General features: G+C 69.5%; 16 protein-coding genes. 7 read left to right on the top strand and 9 right to left on the bottom strand.

Translation table 11 applies throughout. The features are described 5' to 3' along the window. Nucleotides 1–346: DUF2239 family protein (locus Q8R27_RS10480; RefSeq protein ID WP_305698971.1), on the bottom strand; the 346-nt coding region annotated here is incomplete at its 3' end. 365 nt (nucleotides 347–711) lie between these two features. Here Q8R27_RS10480 and Q8R27_RS10475 point away from each other — a divergent pair. Continuing rightward, nucleotides 712–1,326: a sensor histidine kinase gene (locus Q8R27_RS10475; protein ID WP_305698970.1), complete on the top strand. Its 615-nt coding sequence runs from the start codon at nucleotides 712–714 to the stop codon at nucleotides 1,324–1,326. Here the strand turns inward: Q8R27_RS10475 and Q8R27_RS10470 are convergent. The 3 genes from Q8R27_RS10470 to Q8R27_RS10460 form a co-directional block, all read right to left on the bottom strand. Beyond that, nucleotides 1,305–2,009, bottom strand: coding sequence for a Crp/Fnr family transcriptional regulator (locus tag Q8R27_RS10470; RefSeq protein ID WP_305698969.1), 705 nt, complete (start codon nucleotides 2,007–2,009; stop codon nucleotides 1,305–1,307). The genes Q8R27_RS10475 and Q8R27_RS10470 overlap by 22 nt on opposite strands. Nucleotides 2,010–2,312: 303 nt before the next feature. After that, a complete protein-coding gene (locus Q8R27_RS10465; RefSeq protein ID WP_305698968.1) occupies nucleotides 2,313–2,807 on the bottom strand; it encodes a pyridoxamine 5'-phosphate oxidase family protein in 495 nt (164 codons plus the stop codon). A 110-nt stretch (nucleotides 2,808–2,917) separates the two neighbouring features. Further along, nucleotides 2,918–3,877, bottom strand: a complete 960-nt coding sequence (locus Q8R27_RS10460; RefSeq protein WP_305698967.1) for a CsgG/HfaB family protein — start codon at nucleotides 3,875–3,877, stop codon at nucleotides 2,918–2,920. A 171-nt stretch (nucleotides 3,878–4,048) separates the two neighbouring features. Between Q8R27_RS10460 and Q8R27_RS10455 the strand changes: the two genes are divergently transcribed. Beyond that, nucleotides 4,049–5,722: a GNAT family N-acetyltransferase gene (locus Q8R27_RS10455; RefSeq protein ID WP_305698966.1), complete on the top strand. Its 1,674-nt coding sequence runs from the start codon at nucleotides 4,049–4,051 to the stop codon at nucleotides 5,720–5,722. Nucleotides 5,723–5,729: 7 nt separating this feature from the next. Here the strand turns inward: Q8R27_RS10455 and Q8R27_RS10450 are convergent, their stop codons facing one another. Further along, nucleotides 5,730–5,933: a hypothetical protein gene (locus Q8R27_RS10450; protein WP_305698965.1), complete on the bottom strand. Its 204-nt coding sequence runs from the start codon at nucleotides 5,931–5,933 to the stop codon at nucleotides 5,730–5,732. 169 nt (nucleotides 5,934–6,102) lie between these two features. Here Q8R27_RS10450 and Q8R27_RS10445 point away from each other — a divergent pair, with 169 nt between their 5' ends. From Q8R27_RS10445 to Q8R27_RS10435, 3 genes are all read left to right on the top strand, one after another. Next, entirely contained in the window at nucleotides 6,103–9,315 is a 3,213-nt protein-coding gene (locus Q8R27_RS10445; RefSeq protein WP_305698964.1) for a peptidoglycan-binding protein, read from the top strand. Between the two features lie 140 nt (nucleotides 9,316–9,455). After that, nucleotides 9,456–9,902 carry a DUF3429 domain-containing protein gene (locus tag Q8R27_RS10440; protein WP_305698963.1) on the top strand — a complete coding sequence of 149 codons (447 nt, stop codon included), beginning with the start codon at nucleotides 9,456–9,458 and terminating at the stop codon, nucleotides 9,900–9,902. An 11-nt stretch (nucleotides 9,903–9,913) separates the two neighbouring features. Further along, nucleotides 9,914–10,438 (top strand): GNAT family N-acetyltransferase, encoded by a 525-nt coding sequence (locus Q8R27_RS10435; RefSeq protein ID WP_305698962.1) that lies wholly within the window; start codon nucleotides 9,914–9,916, stop codon nucleotides 10,436–10,438. Here Q8R27_RS10435 and Q8R27_RS10430 read toward each other — a convergent pair. From Q8R27_RS10430 to Q8R27_RS10415, 4 genes are all read right to left on the bottom strand, one after another. Continuing rightward, nucleotides 10,435–10,905 (bottom strand): SRPBCC domain-containing protein, encoded by a 471-nt coding sequence (locus Q8R27_RS10430; RefSeq protein ID WP_305698961.1) that lies wholly within the window; start codon nucleotides 10,903–10,905, stop codon nucleotides 10,435–10,437. The genes Q8R27_RS10435 and Q8R27_RS10430 overlap by 4 nt on opposite strands. After that, nucleotides 10,902–11,246: a helix-turn-helix transcriptional regulator gene (locus tag Q8R27_RS10425; protein ID WP_305698960.1), complete on the bottom strand. Its 345-nt coding sequence runs from the start codon at nucleotides 11,244–11,246 to the stop codon at nucleotides 10,902–10,904. The genes Q8R27_RS10430 and Q8R27_RS10425 overlap by 4 nt, the downstream gene beginning before the upstream one ends. Before the next feature lie 73 nt (nucleotides 11,247–11,319). Further along, nucleotides 11,320–12,045 carry a ligase-associated DNA damage response endonuclease PdeM gene (gene pdeM, locus Q8R27_RS10420; RefSeq protein WP_305698959.1) on the bottom strand — a complete coding sequence of 242 codons (726 nt, stop codon included), beginning with the start codon at nucleotides 12,043–12,045 and terminating at the stop codon, nucleotides 11,320–11,322. Then, complete coding sequence (locus Q8R27_RS10415; RefSeq protein ID WP_305698958.1) at nucleotides 12,042–14,513, bottom strand: ligase-associated DNA damage response DEXH box helicase; 2,472 nt, start codon at nucleotides 14,511–14,513, stop codon at nucleotides 12,042–12,044. Before Q8R27_RS10415 ends, pdeM begins: the two co-directional genes overlap by 4 nt. 88 nt (nucleotides 14,514–14,601) lie before the next feature. Between Q8R27_RS10415 and Q8R27_RS10410 the strand changes: the two genes are divergently transcribed. Next, on the top strand, nucleotides 14,602–15,150 hold the full coding sequence (locus Q8R27_RS10410; protein ID WP_305698957.1) for a hypothetical protein: 549 nt from the start codon (nucleotides 14,602–14,604) through the stop codon (nucleotides 15,148–15,150). A gap of 62 nt (nucleotides 15,151–15,212) precedes the next feature. Continuing rightward, nucleotides 15,213–17,360: ATP-dependent DNA helicase (locus Q8R27_RS10405; protein WP_305698956.1), on the top strand; the 2,148-nt coding region annotated here is incomplete at its 3' end.

The raw sequence follows: 17,360 nt of genomic DNA, 5'->3' as shown, positions 1-17,360 counted from the left end.
ACGCCGCAGATGCGCCGCCGGGCTGGGCGGCCAGCCATTCCCAGTGACGCGGCAACAAGGTCACCTCGCGCGCCGCCACGCCCATCTTCGGACGCCCAGGCCCGCGGGGGACGACGGCGGGCCCTAGCCGGCGCATCACCTCGTCTACCGTCCCGCGCATGTCGACCTCGACCTGGCGGCCAGTGGCGTCATCGAAGATCAGCAGGCTCGATGTCTCTCCGTCGTCCAACGCGGCCTTGGCGGCGGCGACAACCTGCGGCAGCAGGCCGTGAGCGACGAGGCGCGTACCCGCGAAGACGGCGAACGGGCCGGCGTCCGCCTCGGCTAAGATCAGCGGCGTGTTCATGACGAACGTAATATATCCGGGTAAAATAGAATGCAATATCTTCCGGGTAAAAATGCCTTGTCGCGACCTGAGCGCCGATTCAGTCCGTCCGGAGCCTGCGACCTGGGGTCGCATCCTTTAGGATGCCATCTGCGAATGCGTCGCCTAAGCACTTCAAGAATCGCGGATTTCCGAGCGCGTTCGAATGGTGCGCCTTGGCTGCCGCCGCATTGGCCGCTCGAACGCGACGCACGCCGCTTCCAACCGCGCGCCGGCAAGGGATAACTGCCCGCCCGTTCCCGAGCATCTAGTCGCAGCCGCGACAGAAGCAGACGCGGACACAGCGACGATCAGCTTGGACTTGGGGTGGTAGGGCCACCGCGAACATGGCGAGTGACGACCAGACCATCGGCGTGGCCGAAGCCCGCCATCGCACGGCGAACACGCTGCAGTTGCTGGCCGCATTGGCCCGCATGCGCAGTCAGCGCTCAGCCGAGCCCGAGGCCAAGCGCCAGTTGCTATGGCTGGCCGACGCCATCGGATCGGTCGGCGGGCTGGAACAGAAGCGGACGCCCGCCGGAATAGATTTCGCCGCCTATCTGACGGAGATGGCGCCGATCTGGCGCCGTCGTCACGGGTCGCGCCCCGCTGAGGTCGTGCTTGAGGTCGAACCACTTGTTGTGCCGGATCAGGCGGCCTCGACCCTGGCTCTGATCGTCCAGGAGCTAGTTGGCAATGCGCTCACCCATGGCGTGCCGGACGCGGGCGGGACGGTGCGGATCCGCCTGTCGCGGCCTGATTCCGAGAGCTGCGAACTGCTGGTGAGCGACGACGGCAAGGGCTTCGATCCCGGCTCGGCGGCGGGCCGCGAACGTTTCGGCCTGTGGTTCGTGCGAAGTCTCTGTGCCCAGGTGCGCGGTGAATTCTCGATCGACCCCAGCGCCGGCGTCATCGCGCGCCTACGCTTCCCGTTCCAGGATCAGGGCAGCAGCCGCTCGTAGGTCCGCCGCACAACGCCGTAGCATTCGCATGAGACGCCCTCGAGCGCATGGCGATCAATGATGTCCACCACGCCGCGGCGATAGCGGATGATGCCTTTGGTCTGCAGGCCGCGGGCCACCGCGGTGACGGTCGTGCGTTGCACACCCAGCATGTCGGCGAGGAATTCCTGGGTCAGCGCGATCCTGTCCGACGAAATGCGGTCGTGACAGGTGAGCAGCCAGCGCGCGAACCGCGCCTCCACCGAATGCAGGGCGTTGCAAGCCACCGACTGGATGGCGTGGCCGAACAGCGCCTCGGTGTGGCGATCGACGAGGTCGCGCAGGGCTGGACTGCGCTCCCAGGCCTCGTGGATGTGATGGACGCTGATGCGCTCCGCCTTGCAGGGCGTCTGCACGATCGCGCGGCTCAGGGCCTGGCGCGGCCCTACCGCAGCCATCAAACCCAACGCGCCTTCGCAGCCGATGGTGGCGCTCTCGATCGCTGCGCCGCTCTCCATCAGGGTCATCAGTGAGATCACCCCGTCATGCGGAAAGTAGACGGTGTCGATCTTGTCACCGGGGTCGTGCAACAGCCGCCCACGTTCCAGGTTCACGACGCTCAGGTGGGGCGCGAGCAACGCCATATCGTCGCGCGGAAGGCTGGCGAGCAGTCGGTTTTGCAAGGCTTGCAGAGTTCCGTCCATCGGAGAATCGAACGCCGACGCACGGCATAGGTTGCAAGTTATCGATCCTCGCACTCAAAGACTGTCGAGAACTCGACGCATGGAGGCGCGCAGTCCGATAAATCTTCGCATGTTTCTTCAAGGCGTGGAAAAGATCAGTCGATTCAACATTAGACGGATGCCAGCTAATGATTCTCATCAACACCTGAGCGCGCGCCGGTGCTCGTAGCAGAGGTTGTTGGCGCATACTGCGCAGGCTCAAATGCAAACCGCCCCGTCGCGCGGTGGGGACGGGGCGGCGGACGTGGCGCTTGGCGTGAGCGATCAGTGCAGGCTGATATCGGTGCGCTCGCCCAGGTCCGGCGTGCTCTTCGTGGCGTTCGCCTTGACGATCTCCCACATGAATTTCAGCGGCCCGGCTTCCGTGATCCAGAGTTGGGCGTCGGCCGCGTCGAGGCGCAGCATGGTCAGGTTGGGGTCGTCCTTGCCTTCAGGGTACCACGCCGCGACGACCGGGCTCCAGTACTTGTCGATGCGTGCGCGGTCGGCCTGGACGCTGAGCTGACCGTCGAGGCAGGCGTGCAGGTCCTTGGTCTGTAAGATCATCGTCGCGGCCTGGCCGGCGCCCGCGTGGCGGGCGAGGTCGCCATCGGTCCGCGCGTAGAACCAGATGGTCCCGCTGTCAGGCTCGGCGAAGGCTGTCATGGGCTGGAAGTGAGCATCGCCGCCGTCGAGGCCGAGCATCACTGTGCGGTGGCCGCCGAACTCGTTCCAGAGACGCTTCTCGGCTTCGCTTCGGTCAATGGTTTCGCTGGTCATCATGACGCTCGCTGGGTTGCTTCGGGGGTCCGACGTCAACCCACCAGCCCAGGCGCGGTTCCGAAACAACTGTGGCGGAGCCGGTCGGCCTGAGCCGACCGGCTCCGAACTCAGCGCGTGCTGATCATCGCGGAAGAGACCCAGCCGCGATTGCCGTTCTCGTCGTCGACTTCCCACCAGATGCCGTTCTTCTGGCCGGTCGGATAGACGAGGTCGCCCGGCGCGAAGCTGCGCACGGCGCCGGCGCTGGGCGAGGGGGTCTTGCGCAGCACCACGTTGGATTTGGCCTGATAGGCCTGGATGCCGGCGTTGGCCGAGGCCTCCGCGCCGGTGGGCGCCGAGGTCTGCAGATAGCCGATCAGGTTCACGAAGGCGTTGAAGTAGGCCGCGGTGATCACCTTGCCGATGTCGGTGTCGGCATAGCCGCCGCCGGCCGCCGCGCCGAAGCCGGTGGTGCCGAAGCCGCCGCCGCCGCCGCCGAACGAGATGTCAGTCTTCTGGGCCACGCCCTCGGCGACATAGAGCTGCTCGGTGGAGCGCGCGTCGACCAGGGTGATCAGCGCCTGCGCCTGAGCCTTCTTGGTGCGCAGGCCGGCCGCCAGCGTACCGAAGCCGCCCGGCAGGAACGAACCCGCGATCGCGCCGATCGCCGCCCCGCCGGTGTTGGAGTCGGAGTTTGCGATATCCGGCACGATGAAGAAGTCGGCCGAGGCCACCTGGCCCTTGCCGATGTTGGAGCCGCGGCGCAGGTCGCCCGAGGCGCCCAGCGCCGTCTCAGTGTTGCGCATGGCCAGCCCGCCGTTGCGATCGACGATCCGCAGGCAGTTGGACCGCGCGGCGAACAGCTTCAGCAACGCCTCTGGGTTGGAGAGGCCGAGCTGGGTCCACCAGCGGTTCTCCGGCTCCTGGATCGCCGCGGTGCCCAGGGGCTTGGCGCAACGCGGCAGCTCCGGGGTCGCAGCGTTCTTGGGCTGCTTCTTGTCCATGCCGTATTGGGCGTTCGCCGGAACGGCTGTGAGAAGTGATGCGGCCAGGCCCAGGGCCACGGCTGCTGAGGAAAGTGCACGCATTTTGATGATTGGCCCCAGGCAGATTCGATGTCAGCGCAGAACCTATGCTGCTGAAGGTCAACGATCAATTGCGCTGACGTGAGTCGAATCCGCCAGCTCGGCAGGCAAGCGGTGCGACCAGGGCAAATCGGGATATAAGCGTTCGCCTCGACAACGGCTTTGCGGCGACAGATGCGTTTCCTGCGTGAATTGAAGCCGGCGGTCTACAGCGTGGCCCCGAACCTGGGCGCGGCTCTGACCATGGCGGCGGGCCTGATGCTGCTGGCCTCCGGAGCGACGCCCTCCGAACCCGGTCGCTTCATCCGTCTGATGCAGATCACGCCGGTGCTGCTGATCGAGGTCAGCCACTTCCTCTCCAGCGTGATCGGCCTGGCGCTCGTGCTGCTGGCGTTCGGCGTCCGCGCGCGGCTCGACGCGGCGTGGGCGGCCACCATGGTGTCACTGCTGGTCGCGGCCCCGCTGGCGCTGCTCAAGGGCTTCGTCTGGGAAGAGACGGCCGCGCTCTGCCTGCTAGCGCTGCTGCTGGCGCCGCTGCATGGCGCCTTCACCCGCCAGGCGCGGCTGTCGCGCATGGAGATCACGCCGGGCTGGCTGGTCTCCAGCGCCGCCGTGCTGCTGGGCGCAGGCCTGATCGGCCTGTGGTCGTTCCAGCATGCCGACTACGCCGACCAGCCCTGGTGGCGGGTGATGGTGGACGACGACGCGGCCCGCGCCATCCGCGCCTGGGCGGGCGCAGCGGTGGCGCTGTTCGCCTTCGGGGTCTGGCGGCTGGCGGCGACCGCGGCTCCGCCGCGCGTGGTCGGCGAGGCCGATCCCGACTACGCCAAGGTGCGTGCGATCCTAGCCCAAGCGGAAGAGGCCGAACCCGGCTCGAACCTGGCGCTGTTGGGCGACAAGCGCTTCCTGTTCTCCTCCTCGGGGGAGAGTTTCCTGATGTTCGGCGTGCGCGGTCGCGCCTGGATCGCCATGGGCGCGCCGGTCGGCCGCCGCGACGAGCGGCTCGAGCTCCTGTGGCGGTTCCGCGAACTGGCCGACGCCCACGCCGCGAGGCCGGCTATGTACAACATCGCCGCCGAGGATCTGCCCGACATCGTCGAGCTGGGTTTCACCATCCAGAAGGTGGGCGAGTCGGCCGCCGTGCCATTGGAGACCTTCAGCATCGAGGGCCGCCGGCGCGGCAACCTGCGGCGCGCCTGGCGCAAGGCGGGCGAGGACGGATGCAGCTTCGAGGTGCTCAGGGGGGCGGCCGTCGAGGCGGCGATGACGGAACTGGCCGCGATCTCGGACGAGTGGCTGTCCCATCACGCGGGCGGCGAGAAGAGTTTCACCATGGGCGGGTTCAAACCGGCCTATGTGGCGGAATTCCCGGTGGCGGTGGCGCGTTTCGAGGGGCGTATCGTGGCGTTCGCGACCCTGTGGACTACGGCGACTCTGGGCGCCTTCTCCATGGACCTCATGCGCTATGCCGAGGATGCGCCGAAGAACATCATGGATTTCCTGTTCGTCGAGCTTCTCGAATGGGGCAGGGCGGAGGGCTACACCGCGTTCGAGTTCGGCATGGCGCCGCTGGCCGGGCTCGACGACAGGCCGCTGGCGCCGATGATGTCTCGGGTCGGCCGGCTGCTGTTCGAGCGCGGCGAGGAGATCTACAATTTCCAGGGCGTGCGCCGGTACAAGGAGAAGTACGACCCGACCTGGCAGCCGCGCTATATCGCCGCGCCCAACCGCTGGGCGATCCCGCTGGCGCTGGCCGACGTGGGCCTGATGTCGTCGGGCGGCATGGCCGGGTTGGCGCGCAGGCCCAAGCGCCCGGAGGAGGCGGCGGCCCTGCCGGACGCCGCCTGAGCCGCGGTCAGCGCCCGGTGGTGACGCCCATCAGATTGACCAGGTGTACGAGGAAGACCAGCAGGATCGCCGCCCCCAGCAGCATCATGAACCGGTAGGGCAGCAGTCGGGGCCCGCGGGCGGGGTTCGGCGGCCGCGCGCCCATCCAGCCGCAACCGACGGCGAAGGCCAGCGTCGCGGCTGTCAGCGCCAGGGTGAGCGGCAGATCCATCGAGTTCTCGCGCAGTGATCCCACCGAGGCTGCGGGAAGTCTTAATGGCCGCTTAACCATAATCGTGATTCGGATGTGGCCTAAGCGGTGGTGGGGCCGCTGTCGTCCACAGCTCATCATGCCCAACACAACATCTAGCGATAACGTCGCGTTTACACCCCAGGAATCGGTGGGTAGCGTCGAGACGAGCCTGGAGAACGATTCGATGACGTCTGGGACGCCCTGGAGCGTCAAAGGGATCGACCCAAAGGCCCGTGAGGTCGCGAAGGACCTTGCGCGTCGTTCCGGCATGACGCTGGGCGAGTGGCTCAACCGGATGATCCTGGAGGACGAGACGCCCGAGGAGGTCACCTCCGAGGCGCACTTCGCCGGTCGCCCCTCCCGCTACGTCGAGGTGCCGCGCGCGGCGCAGGCCGGGCCGGGACGCTTTGAAACCGTAGAACACCCCTCCGACGAGCTCGATCGGGTCGCCGGCGCCTTCGACAGGCTGTCGGAACGCCTGGAAGCCTCCGAGACCCGCACCGGCCTGGTGATCACCGGCGTCGAACATTCCGTGCGCGAGGCGGTCGCTCGGATAGAGTCCGCCGAACGTGAAAGCGTCGCCGTCGCCGCCCGCTTCGAAGGGCTGGCCGAAGAGATTCAGGACGGCCAGGGCCGGCTCACCGAGCGCATGCGCCGGCTGGAGCAGGACGCTTCGGGGCCGCGCTCGCCCGAAGCCCTGCATGTCATCGAGCAAACGCTCGGCAAGGTCGCCTCGCAGCTCTACCAGGGCGAAAGCCGCAACAGCGAACAGTTCCAGCGGCTGAACGAAGCCGAGGGCAAGACCGCCGAAGCCCTGCAGAGCCTGCGCAACTCGCTGGCCGCGCTGGACGCACGGCTGGGCGGGGTGGAGCAGGCCGGCGCGCCTGGCGTAGAACGCCGCCTCGAGCGTCTGGCCGATGAACTGACCCGCCGCGTCGAAGGCGTGCGCAGCGAGATCGCCGAGCAGCTTCGGGTCGCCCCCGACGCCCGCATCGAGCGTGTGGAATCCAAGCTTGCCGAGATCGGCGAGCAGGTCCGCCTGGCCGAGCAGCGCCAGGCGCTGGCCGTGGGGACCATGGGCCGCGAAGTACTGGCGATGGCCGACAGCCTCAACCGCCGCGTCCAGAAGGCCGAGACCCGCAGCGTCGAGGTCATGGACACCGTGGGCGGCGAAGTCGCGCGCCTGGCGCAAACCGTCGAGAGCCGGCTGGGCCGCACCGACGTGGTCCACGCTCAGGCGCTGGAAAAGCTGGGCGCTGAGATCGCCCGCATGACCGAACGCCTCGGCGAACGGATCAGCGCCGCCGAGCGCCGGTCCGCCCAGGCCATCGACGAGGTCGGCGACCAGGTCGTGCGGGTCACCGACAAAATAAGCGCCCGTCACGACCGCGCCTCGGAAGACCTCTCCGAACGCATCCGGCTCAGCGAGCAGCGCACCGCGCGCCTGCTAGACGAGGCCCGCGCCAAGATCGACGAACGGCTGGCGGAATCCCAGTCGCGCGGGCCAGCGTCCTACGCCGCGGCCGCCATCTACGGACGCGAACCCTTCCCGCCATTAGGGCCGCCGGAGCCCGATGGCCTGGCCGGGGTAGGGGCTTATGGCGCCGACGTGGCGCCATTCTCCGCCGAACGCCTGGCGCCCACCGATTTCGCCGACGAAGACCTCGACCCTACGCCCGCCGGCTTTGACGGCGACGCGTTCCAGCCGGCCGACATCTTCGAGGTTGAGGAGGCCAAATCCCCCGCTGAGGCCGAACCGGAATCCGATCCAACCATCGCCGAACGCGCGCCCGACACCGTGCTGGCCGGTCCGCAGGTCCATGACGACGCGGACTCGGAGTGGTCGCATGCCGCAGACCTGGATGTGCCGACGGCGCTCGCCGACGATCAACTGACATCGGCGGCGACGACCGAGACCGCCGCGCTCGATCTGACGCCGGTGGATCTGGAGCCGGTGACGCTCGACCCGGTCGATCTTGAGCCGGCGGACGAACGCCCTGGCCTTGCGTGGGACGATACGCCAGCCGAGGCTCTCGCCGATCCCGAAGCGGAGATCGAGGCAGAAATCGAGGCTGTCGTTGAACCTGAGGTGGAGCTCGAAGCCGTCGCCCAGGTCGAACGCCCGCTGACCACGCGCGAAGTCATCGAACAGGCGCGCGCGGCTGCACGACTGGCCTCGCAAGGCGGCGAAGCGCGCACCCGCAAGGATCGGACGTCCAAGGAAAAGACCATCAAGCCGGCGTCCGGCGACACCGCACCCGCGGCGGACCCCGCAGCTAGATCGCCTTCGGCCAAGAAAGCGCCCGGCGCCTCACTCTTCGCCGGCCTGGGTTTCAATCGCGGCAAGGGCGGCGGTTCCACCCTGCAGACGGCGCTGCTGGTGGCGGGCGGCGCTGCGTTCCTGAGCGTCGGCGCGGCCGGTTTCGTGCTTATGGAGGGCGCTCCGCAGGGTGCGGCCCCCAAGCGTGTCGCCGAGGCCCGCGACCAGGTCGGACAACCGATCGCCAAGTCTGAAAACGAAGCGCTTGACCCCTTCGGTCCCAATCCGCGCGCCGCCGTCGCGCTCGTCCCGCGCGAGGTCGCTTCCGTCGCGCCAGCCGTGCAGAGCGATGTCGACCTGGGAGCGCTCTATTCCGCAGCCGTCGCCGCGATCGACGCCAAGGCGCCGGGCGGCATGGAGCAGCTGCGCAAGGCGGCCAACCTCGGCCACGCGCCGGCGCAGCTCTATCTGGCCAAGGTCTACGAAGAGGGTCGCGTCGGCTTGCCGCGCGACCTCGCCGAAGCCCGTCGCTGGACCGAGCGCGCAGCCTCCGGCGGCGATCGCAAGGCGATGCACAACCTCGCCCTCTACTACTTCGAAGGCACTGGCGGCGGCGCCAAGAACGCAGCCCTGGCCGCTCAGTGGTTCCGCAAGGCCGCTGACCTGGGCCTGGTGGACAGCCAGTACAACCTGGGCCGGCTCTACGAAGAAGGCATCGGCGTCAGCCAGAACGCCGCTGAGGCCTACAAGTGGTACCTGATCGCCGCGCGCACGGGCGACGGAGAATCGCGCAGCAGCGCGGCCCGCGCCCGCGCCAAGCTGACGCCCGAAGGCCGCAGCGTCGCCGAACGCAGCGCCGCCGGCTTTCGCCCGGCGCAGGGCGGCGTGACAGCCGTGGCCGCCACCGGCGCGCCGAGCGCCGCGGTGATGACCGCCCAGCGCGCCCTTTCGCGGCTCGGCTACTACCAGGGCCCTCGCGACGGTTCGTCCTCGCCGGCCTTGCAGATGGCCATCGCCGCCTACCAGCGCGACCAGGGCTTCGTGGCCACCGGCGCCCTGGATGAGGTGACGATCGCGCGTCTCGCCGTCTTCACCCGCTGATCGTCCGAACCCGGCATGTTGTCGCAGGGGTCTTTACCTGGGCGCACCATGCGGGCCATGGTTCCAGGTGAAGCTTGCGCCCGGGCGTGAAACGTCCCGTCGAGACCCGAAACTCCCCCGACACGGAGCCGAAACCGACGATGGAAGCCCGTTCTGCACCTGCACCGCTGTGGATCATCGCCGTCCTGGCGCTGCTTCCGTTTCCGGCCTCGGCCCTGATCTACGCTTTTGCGCCCAATGATCTTGGCCCCGGCGCGCTGACCACCATCCTGACCTGGTCGGCCGTCGTCCTCAGTTTCCTTGGCGGCGTGCGATGGGGCCTGGAGAGCGGGCGCGAGGATCCGCGCGCTGGCCGCCTCGCCGCCTCGGTGATATCGCCGATCGCCGCCTGGCTGCTGGTCATGGGCCGGGCGGAGATGGGAGCCGCCCTGGTGATCTGCGGCTTCATGGCGGCGTTCATGCTGCAGTGGCTGTTCGATCACGCAGCGCCAGACGTGCCCGCCCGCTATCCCCGGCTTTCGACCACGTTGACAGCCGGCGCCTGCATCTCGCTGGCCATGGCGCTGGAGAAGGCGCTCAGGCTCTAGGCGCTGCGGCGATGAGCATCGAGACCGACCGCCTGGTCCTGAGACCTTTGCTGCCATCCGATGGCGACGCCTTCGCCGAGATGCATGCCGACGCTGAGGTGATGCGCGACTACGGCGCGCCTTTCACGCGCGCCGAGAGCGACGCCAAGCTGGAACGCTACGCCGAGGCCTTCGCCAGGCTGGGATATGGTCGGATGGCGGTGGACTCCCGCGGCGGCGGCTTCGTAGGCTATGTCGGTATCCTGCCCATACATGAACGCCATGTCTCGCTGGGGGCGGGGGTCGAAGTCGGCTGGCGGCTGGTGCGAAGCGCCTGGGGACAGGGATACGCCACCGAGGCGGCCCGCGCGGTGTTTGACGACGGCTTCCGCCTGCGCGGCTTCCGCGAGATCATCGCTTTCACAGCGCGCGACAACCTGCGCTCCCAGGCCGTGATGGTGAGGCTGGGAATGGCGCGCCAGCCAATGCGCGACTTCACGTTCGAAGCGAATGGCCGGGTCTACGACTCGATCGTCTACGCCCAGGCCGCGCCCTAGACGGCCTTCAACGCCGCGACCACCTCGGCGAGCTGGTCTAGACCGGAGTTGATCCCGTCCTCCATGCCGACGCCGACGTACTCGTCGTGCATGGCCTGGGATTCGAACACCGTGGTCATGGTGAGCGTGGTCTTGCCGTCCACCTCGTCGAAGTCGAGGGCGGTGACCATGAGCGGCGAGCCCGGCGCCTCGAAGGCGTTGTCGTAGACGATCCTGCGGTCCGGGACGATCTCCAGGTACTCGCCGCCGAACGGCGGGTTCTGCACGCCGCTCTCGCCGGTCATGGCGAACCGGAACCGGCCGCCGACGCGGAAGTCCATCTCGCACATGGTCAGCGGCCAACCGACCGGTCCGAACCAGCGGATCACGTGCTCGGGCTTGCTGTGCGCCAGAAAGACCAGACGGGAGGGGGCGTCGAAGACCCGGGTGACGACCAGGGTGCGCGCGGCTTCGGGCTCGTCGCTCATCGGGGCTTCTCCTGTTGTTGGAGGTCTTTCACGTAGGCGTCGAGGCGATCGAAGCTCTGTTCCCAGAACCCGCGGTAGTCGCCCAGCCATCCGTCGACCTGAGCGAGGGCGGCGGGATTCAGCCGGACCGGACGTGTCTGTGCGCTGCGGCCGCGCGACACCAGGCCCGCCGCCTCCAACACCTTCAGGTGCTTGGAGATCGTCGGCTGGGCGAGGGCGAACGGGGCGGCCAACTCGTTCACCGTCGCTTCGCCCGCCGTCAGCTTCGCCAGAATGGCGCGTCGTGTGGGGTCGGCTAGGGCCGCAAAGACGCGGTCGAGGGGCTCGGTTTGCAGGCTCATTGATCGCTAGTCGGTTATATTGCTAATAAGCGATATAAGGCAGCGCGATCTGCGTCAAGCGCCGACGAGCGATCTAGTCCGGTCCCAGCGACCGCCAGCCGACGGCGTGCACGCGCGACGCCCCGAGCGCAGCGGCGATCGGCGGCCGGGCGAACAGGCCCGCGAAGGCCGCATCCCGCACGTTCAGGCCGCCGGCATAGGCCCCGAACGCCGGAAGCACCGCGCGCTCGGCGTCGGTGACGAAACAGCGGCGGCGCACGCTGCCGCGGCTGGCGACCACGCGAGCGCAGGGGTGAAGGTGGCCGGACAATTCGCCCGGCTGCGGACCGTCCTGCGGTTCGTGGCGCAGGCGCAGGCCTTCGATGTCCAGTTCGTCGACCACCTCGCCGGGGAGGGCGGCCGGGCCGTCGGCGTCGTGGTTGCCGACCACCCAGACCAGCAGGCTGCGTCGCGCGAGGCTCCGTAGCCGTTCGGCGTCGTCGTCAGCGAGGCGCGCCTCCGAACCGCGGTCATGGAAGGTGTCGCCGAGCAGGACGATGATATCCGGCGACAGCGCATCGGCCTCGCGCTCCAGCCGGCCGAGCGTCTCGCGGGTGTCGTAGGGCGGCAGCATCTGGCCGCGCGCGGCGTAGGCCGAACCCTTCTCCAGGTGCAGGTCGGCGGCGACCAGGGTGCGGCGCTTCTCGATCCACAGCGCGCCGCTGGCCCGCAGCAGCACTTCGACGCCGGCCACAAGGGTGCGCAGGCCGCCGCAGGCGCTGGCCGCGACATCGTAGACGAAACGCGGCGCCGCGCTCACGCCAACGCCTCGGCGATCAGGTCGTCGGCGGCTTCGGTGAGGATCATCTCGCCGGCCGCGCCCGGCACCCGCTCCTTGCCGATCTCCAGCAGGATCGGCACCGAGAACGGCGACAGATGGTCGAGGTCGGCGTGGAGGATGCGTCCGCGGATCCGCGCCAGCATCTGGCCCACGCGCGCCACATCGATCAGGCCGGTGGCGGCGTCCTCGCGCGCACAGCGCAGAAGCAGGTGGTCGGGCTGGTGGCGTCGAAGCACGTCGTAGATCAGGTCCGTGGAAAAGGTCACCTGGCGTCCGGACTTCTCCGTGCCCGGAAAGCGCCGCTCGATGAGGCCGGAGATGATCGCGCAGCCCTTGAAAGCGCGCTTCATCATGAAGCTGTCGGCCAGCCAGTCTTCGAGGTCGTCGCCCAGCATGTCCTCAGCGAACAGCGAGTCGAAATCAAGGCTGTCCAACGGCTTGAGCGCCCAGATGGCCAGCGCGTAGTCGTTGCAGACGAAGCCCAGCGGGGCCGCGCCCATCCGCTCCAGCCGCCGCGTCAGCAGCATGGCCAACGTGGTGTGCGCAAGGCGGCCTTCGAATGGGTAGCAGACCATGAACCAGCGTTTTCCGCGCGGAAACGTCTCCAGCAGCATCTCGGATTCGGCCGGGATGCGCGAGCGGTCGCGCTGGGCTTCCAGCCATTCGCGCACGTCGAGCGGCAACACCTGCCAGTGCGCCTGGTCGTACATCAGCTCGCGCACCCGCTGCGCCAGGTAGGTCGACAGCGCGAACTTGGAGCCGCCCCAGGACGGCATCTTTGGGTCCTTGTCGGCGGCGGGGCTGACCAGCACGTCGAGGCTGGTGACGCCCACCAGCTTCCACACCTGGCCGGCGAAGACGAAGGTGTCGCCCACCTCCAGCAGCTCCAGATAACCCTCCTCGACCTCGCCGATCTTGCGCCCGACGGAGCCTCGACGCCCCGCCAGCCGCACGCTGAGTACGGCCGGCGACAGGATCGCGCCGACGTTCAACCGATGGCGCTGGGCGGTCTGGGCGTTGCGCACGCGCCAGAGCCCGTCCTGGCCCTTCACGATGCGGCGGAAGCGGTCGTAGGTTCGCAGCGCGTAACCGCCGGTAGAGACGAAATCGACCACCGCCTCAAAGTCTTCCCAGGCCAGGGCGCGGTAGGGGCCGCAGGCGCGCACCTCCTCGTAGAGCGCCACCAGGTCGAACGGCTCGGAGCAGGCGCAGCCCAGGACGTGCTGGGCCAGCACGTCCAGCGCGCCGACCCGGGCCGGATCGCCGTCGAAGCGGTTCTCGGCGATCGCCTCGCGCGCGGCCTGGCATTCCAGCATCTCGAAGCGGTTGGCGGGCACGAACAGGGCGCGACTGGGCTCGTCCAGCCGGTGGTTGGCGCGGCCGATACGCTGGACCATGCGCGAGGCGCCCTTGGGGCTGGCGAGCTGGATCACCAGGTCGACGTCGCCCCAGTCGATGCCGAGGTCGAGGGTCGAGGTGCAGACCACGGCGCGAAGCTCCCCCCGCGCCATCGCCGCCTCGACGCGCCGTCGTTGCTCGGCCGCGAGCGATCCGTGGTGCAGGGCGATCGGCAGGTTGTCCTCGTTCAGTCGCCACAGTTCCTGGAACGCGAACTCCGCCTGGAACCTCGTGTTGACGAAGACCAGAGCGGTCCGGCTGCGTCGGATGACGTCGTAGACCTCCTGCATGGCGTGCTGGGCGGTGTGGCCGGCCCAGGGCACGCGGCCTTCCGACAACAGCACGTCGACCACGGGCTGCGCGCCGGCGGGACCGCGCACCAGGTCGACAGCGCGTCCGCCGCCATCCTCCGGCGCATAGCCCAGCCAGGTGCGAATGACGTCGGGGTCGTCCACCGTCGCCGAGAGGCCGACGCGGCGCAGGTTCGGCGCGAACTGCTGCAGACGGGCGAGGTCGAGCGCCAGCAGGTCGCCGCGCTTGGACGCGTGGATTGCGTGGATCTCGTCGACGACGACGCAGGCGAGGTCCTGGAAATACAGACGCGCGCCTTCCCAGGCGCAGAACAGGGCGAGCTGTTCGGGCGTGGTCAGCAGGATGTCCGGCGGCTTGATCCGCTGGCGCTGGCGGCGCGCCTGGCCGGTGTCGCCGGTGCGCGACTCCGCGGTGATCGGCAGGCCCATCTGGGCGATCGGGGCCATCAGGTTGCGTTCGACGTCGACGGCCAGCGCCTTCAGCGGCGAGATGTAGAGGGTGTGGACGCCGCGCGGCGTGTTCGGCGGCGGCCGATCCATCAGTTCGATCAGGCTGGGGAGGAAGCCCGCCAGCGTCTTGCCGCCGCCGGTCGGCGCGATGAGCAGAGCGTCGCGTCCGGCGCGGGCCTTCGCGACCATCTCAAGCTGATGGGCGCGCGGCGCCCAGCCGCGGGCCGCGAACCAATCGGCGAACCGGTCGGGCAACAGGTCGCGGGCGAGAGCGGCGTCGTCGGCCATGGTCGCGGCTATAGCATGTTCCCGTTACGTTTCATCCCTGTTGACGCAGGCGCCCGCGCCGGGCCTGTTTAGCGCGGGAGGGCCGCACATGATCCGCATCGCTTCGTTCTTGGCAGGGCTGGCAGGCGCTGTCGTGCTGGCCGCACCGCTGGCGGCGGACGCCCAAGACGCCGCGCCGCCGGGATGCCGCTGGCAGCCCTACAGCGGCGACACGGTCCTCGCCTGCAAGGATGGCAAGGGATACTGGCGCCGCTCCGGCGACGACGAGATCGTCGGGCGCTACGCGCTGACTACGCCCGCCAAGCCAAAGCCCAAGCCCGACTCGGCGCCCGTTGTGGCCGCGAACGCTGCGCCTGCGCCGAAGCCTGCGGTCGCACCGCCCGCGGCCAGCGCCGCTGCAGCCGACAGCGCTGCGGACGCCGCGACGACGACGGCAGAGCCGATGCAGCCGGCGGTCGAAGCGCCGGTGGTGGCCGATTTCCCGGCGGCCGAGGAGACCGCCGCTCAGGCTGAACCTGCGCCGGCCGCAGTTCCCGAGCCCGCGCCGCCGGCCAAGGCGCCCTGGTGGAAGACCCTGTTCTCATCGCTGTGGATCGGCCTCCTCGACATGTTGCGCCTGCTGGGCCTGTTGCGCTGATCTGACCGGCGTCGGATCAGGTTTCCGTTTCGTTCGCCTCCGAACTCGGCTAGCAATCCGCGGTGAACGCGCTTGCGCCAAGCCTCGATCTCGCGCCAGCCCTGGTGGTGCTGCCCGGGCCGCGCGCCGCCGTGGCCGACGCCGGCGAAGCGCGCGCCGTTCGTGCGCCTGAGGCGCGCGACCTGTTCGAGCAGGGGCCCGTGCTGATCGCCCACGCGGCGATGACCGCCAAGCGCTTGGGCCTGCATGCGCCGCCTCGCGGGCGAGGCCTGTTCGACGCCCTGGAACTGTTCGCCTTCGTCCGTCCGGCGCGGTTCTGCGCCCCGTCTGCGGCCGGCATCGCCCTGGCGCTGGGCATGCCGGAACCCAAGGGGGCGGCGGCCCAGGCCGAATCGCTGCGCCGGGCCTGCGCCGTGCTGCTGGCCGACCTCGCCATCGCGCCCGAGCCCAGCCGGGAGGAGGCGCTCGCCGTGGCCGAGACCCTGGCGCGGGGCGGCTGGGCGTGGGGCCCGGCGGTGATCGGCGCGCTGCGCTCGGCCCCGGTCGGCAACGCTTTCCGCACCTCCGGCCTCGACGCCTGGTCGCGCATCCCCGAATGGGAAGACCAGGCGCCGCCCGGCGAGGCGGGCTCAAAGCCCATCGCGCCCGAGGCCGCCGCCGCGCGCCTGAAGCTGCTGCTGGAGCGCGCTGGCCTGGACGAGGCCAGGCCCTCGCAGGCCGAATTCGCCGCCGAGACCGCCTTCGCCTTCCAGCCCCGCGACCGTGAGGGCGAACCCAGGATGATGCTGGCCGAAGCCGGCACCGGCGTCGGAAAGACCCTGGGTTATCTGGCCCCGGCGTCGCTGTGGGCCGAGGCGAACGGGCCGTCGGTCTGGGTGTCGACCTACACCCGCGCGCTGCAGCGCCAGATCGAGCGCGAAAGCCACGCGATCTATCCCGATCCCGCGGAGCGGGCGCGCAAGGCGGTGGTGCGAAAAGGTCGCGAGAACTACCTGTGCCTACTCAACTTCCAGGATGCGGTGAATACCGCCCAGCTCGGCGGCGGTGATCTCGTGGGCCTCGCGTTGACCTCGCGCTGGGTGCGCGCCAGCCGCGACGGCGACATGACTGGCGGGGACTTCCCGGCCTGGCTGCCGACCCTGTTTTCGATCGCGCCGATGAGCCAGGCCAGCGCCGCCAATCTAGTGGACCGGCGCGGCGAGTGCATCCACGCCGGCTGTCCTCACTACCGCACCTGCTTCGTCGAGAAGGCGATCCGCGGGTCGCGCCGCGCCGATATCGTCATCGCCAACCACGCCCTGGTGCTCACCCAGGCGGCGTTCGACGGCGCGCGCGCGGCGCGTGGAGCCAAGGCCGACGTGGAGACCACCCAGCTCAAGCGCATCGTCTTCGACGAAGGCCACCACCTGTTCGACGCCGCCGACGCGGCCTTCGCTGCGGCCTTGTCCGGCGCGGAGGCGGCCGAGCTCCGTCGGTGGATCCGCGGACCGGAAGGGCGCGGTCGACGGGGCAGAGGTCTGGAGGCGCGGCTGCTGGACGTGCTGGGCGAGCGCGAGGAGGCGCGCACCGCTCTGCTGGAGGTCGCCCGCGCCGCCGCCATCCTGCCGGGCGAGGGCTGGTCGGGGCGGATCGCGCCGCCGAACGGCGAGGTCAACCCGATCGGGCCGATCGAAACCTTCCTGGTGGCCCTGCTGGAACAGCTTCGCGCCCGCACCAGCCAGAAGGGCTTCGGCGCCCAGGAGGCCGGGATGGAGTGCGAGGCGCGACCGGCGCTCGATCGGGTGCGCGAGACCGCGCGCGCGGCCTCCGCGGCGCTGGCCAAGGTCGAGGCTCCCCTGCTGGCGCTGGCTCGCCATCTGGAGGACGTGTTGGACGACGCGGCCGCGTCGCTGCCGGGGACCGAACGGGCGCGCATCGAAGGCGCGCTGCGCGGCCTCGACCGCAGGGCGCGCATGACGCTCCCGGCCTGGCGCTCGATGTTGCGGGCGATCGACGAGGACGTCGACGACGACCCGGACTTCGTCGACTGGTTCGACGCCACCTTCCTCTATGGCCGGGTGGTCGACGCCGCCTGCCGCCGCCACTGGGTGGACCCCACCGAACCGCTGACCAATGCGGTGATCCTGCCCGCCCACGGGGTGCTGGTGACCAGCGCGACCCTGGCTGATTCGGCGCTGGACGATCCGTTCGCCCTGGCCGAGATGCGCACG

The sequence above is a fragment of the Phenylobacterium sp. genome (assembly GCF_030697305.1).
Taxonomy (GTDB): domain Bacteria; phylum Pseudomonadota; class Alphaproteobacteria; order Caulobacterales; family Caulobacteraceae; genus Phenylobacterium.
This window is presented reverse-complemented; position numbering and strand designations above follow the sequence as displayed.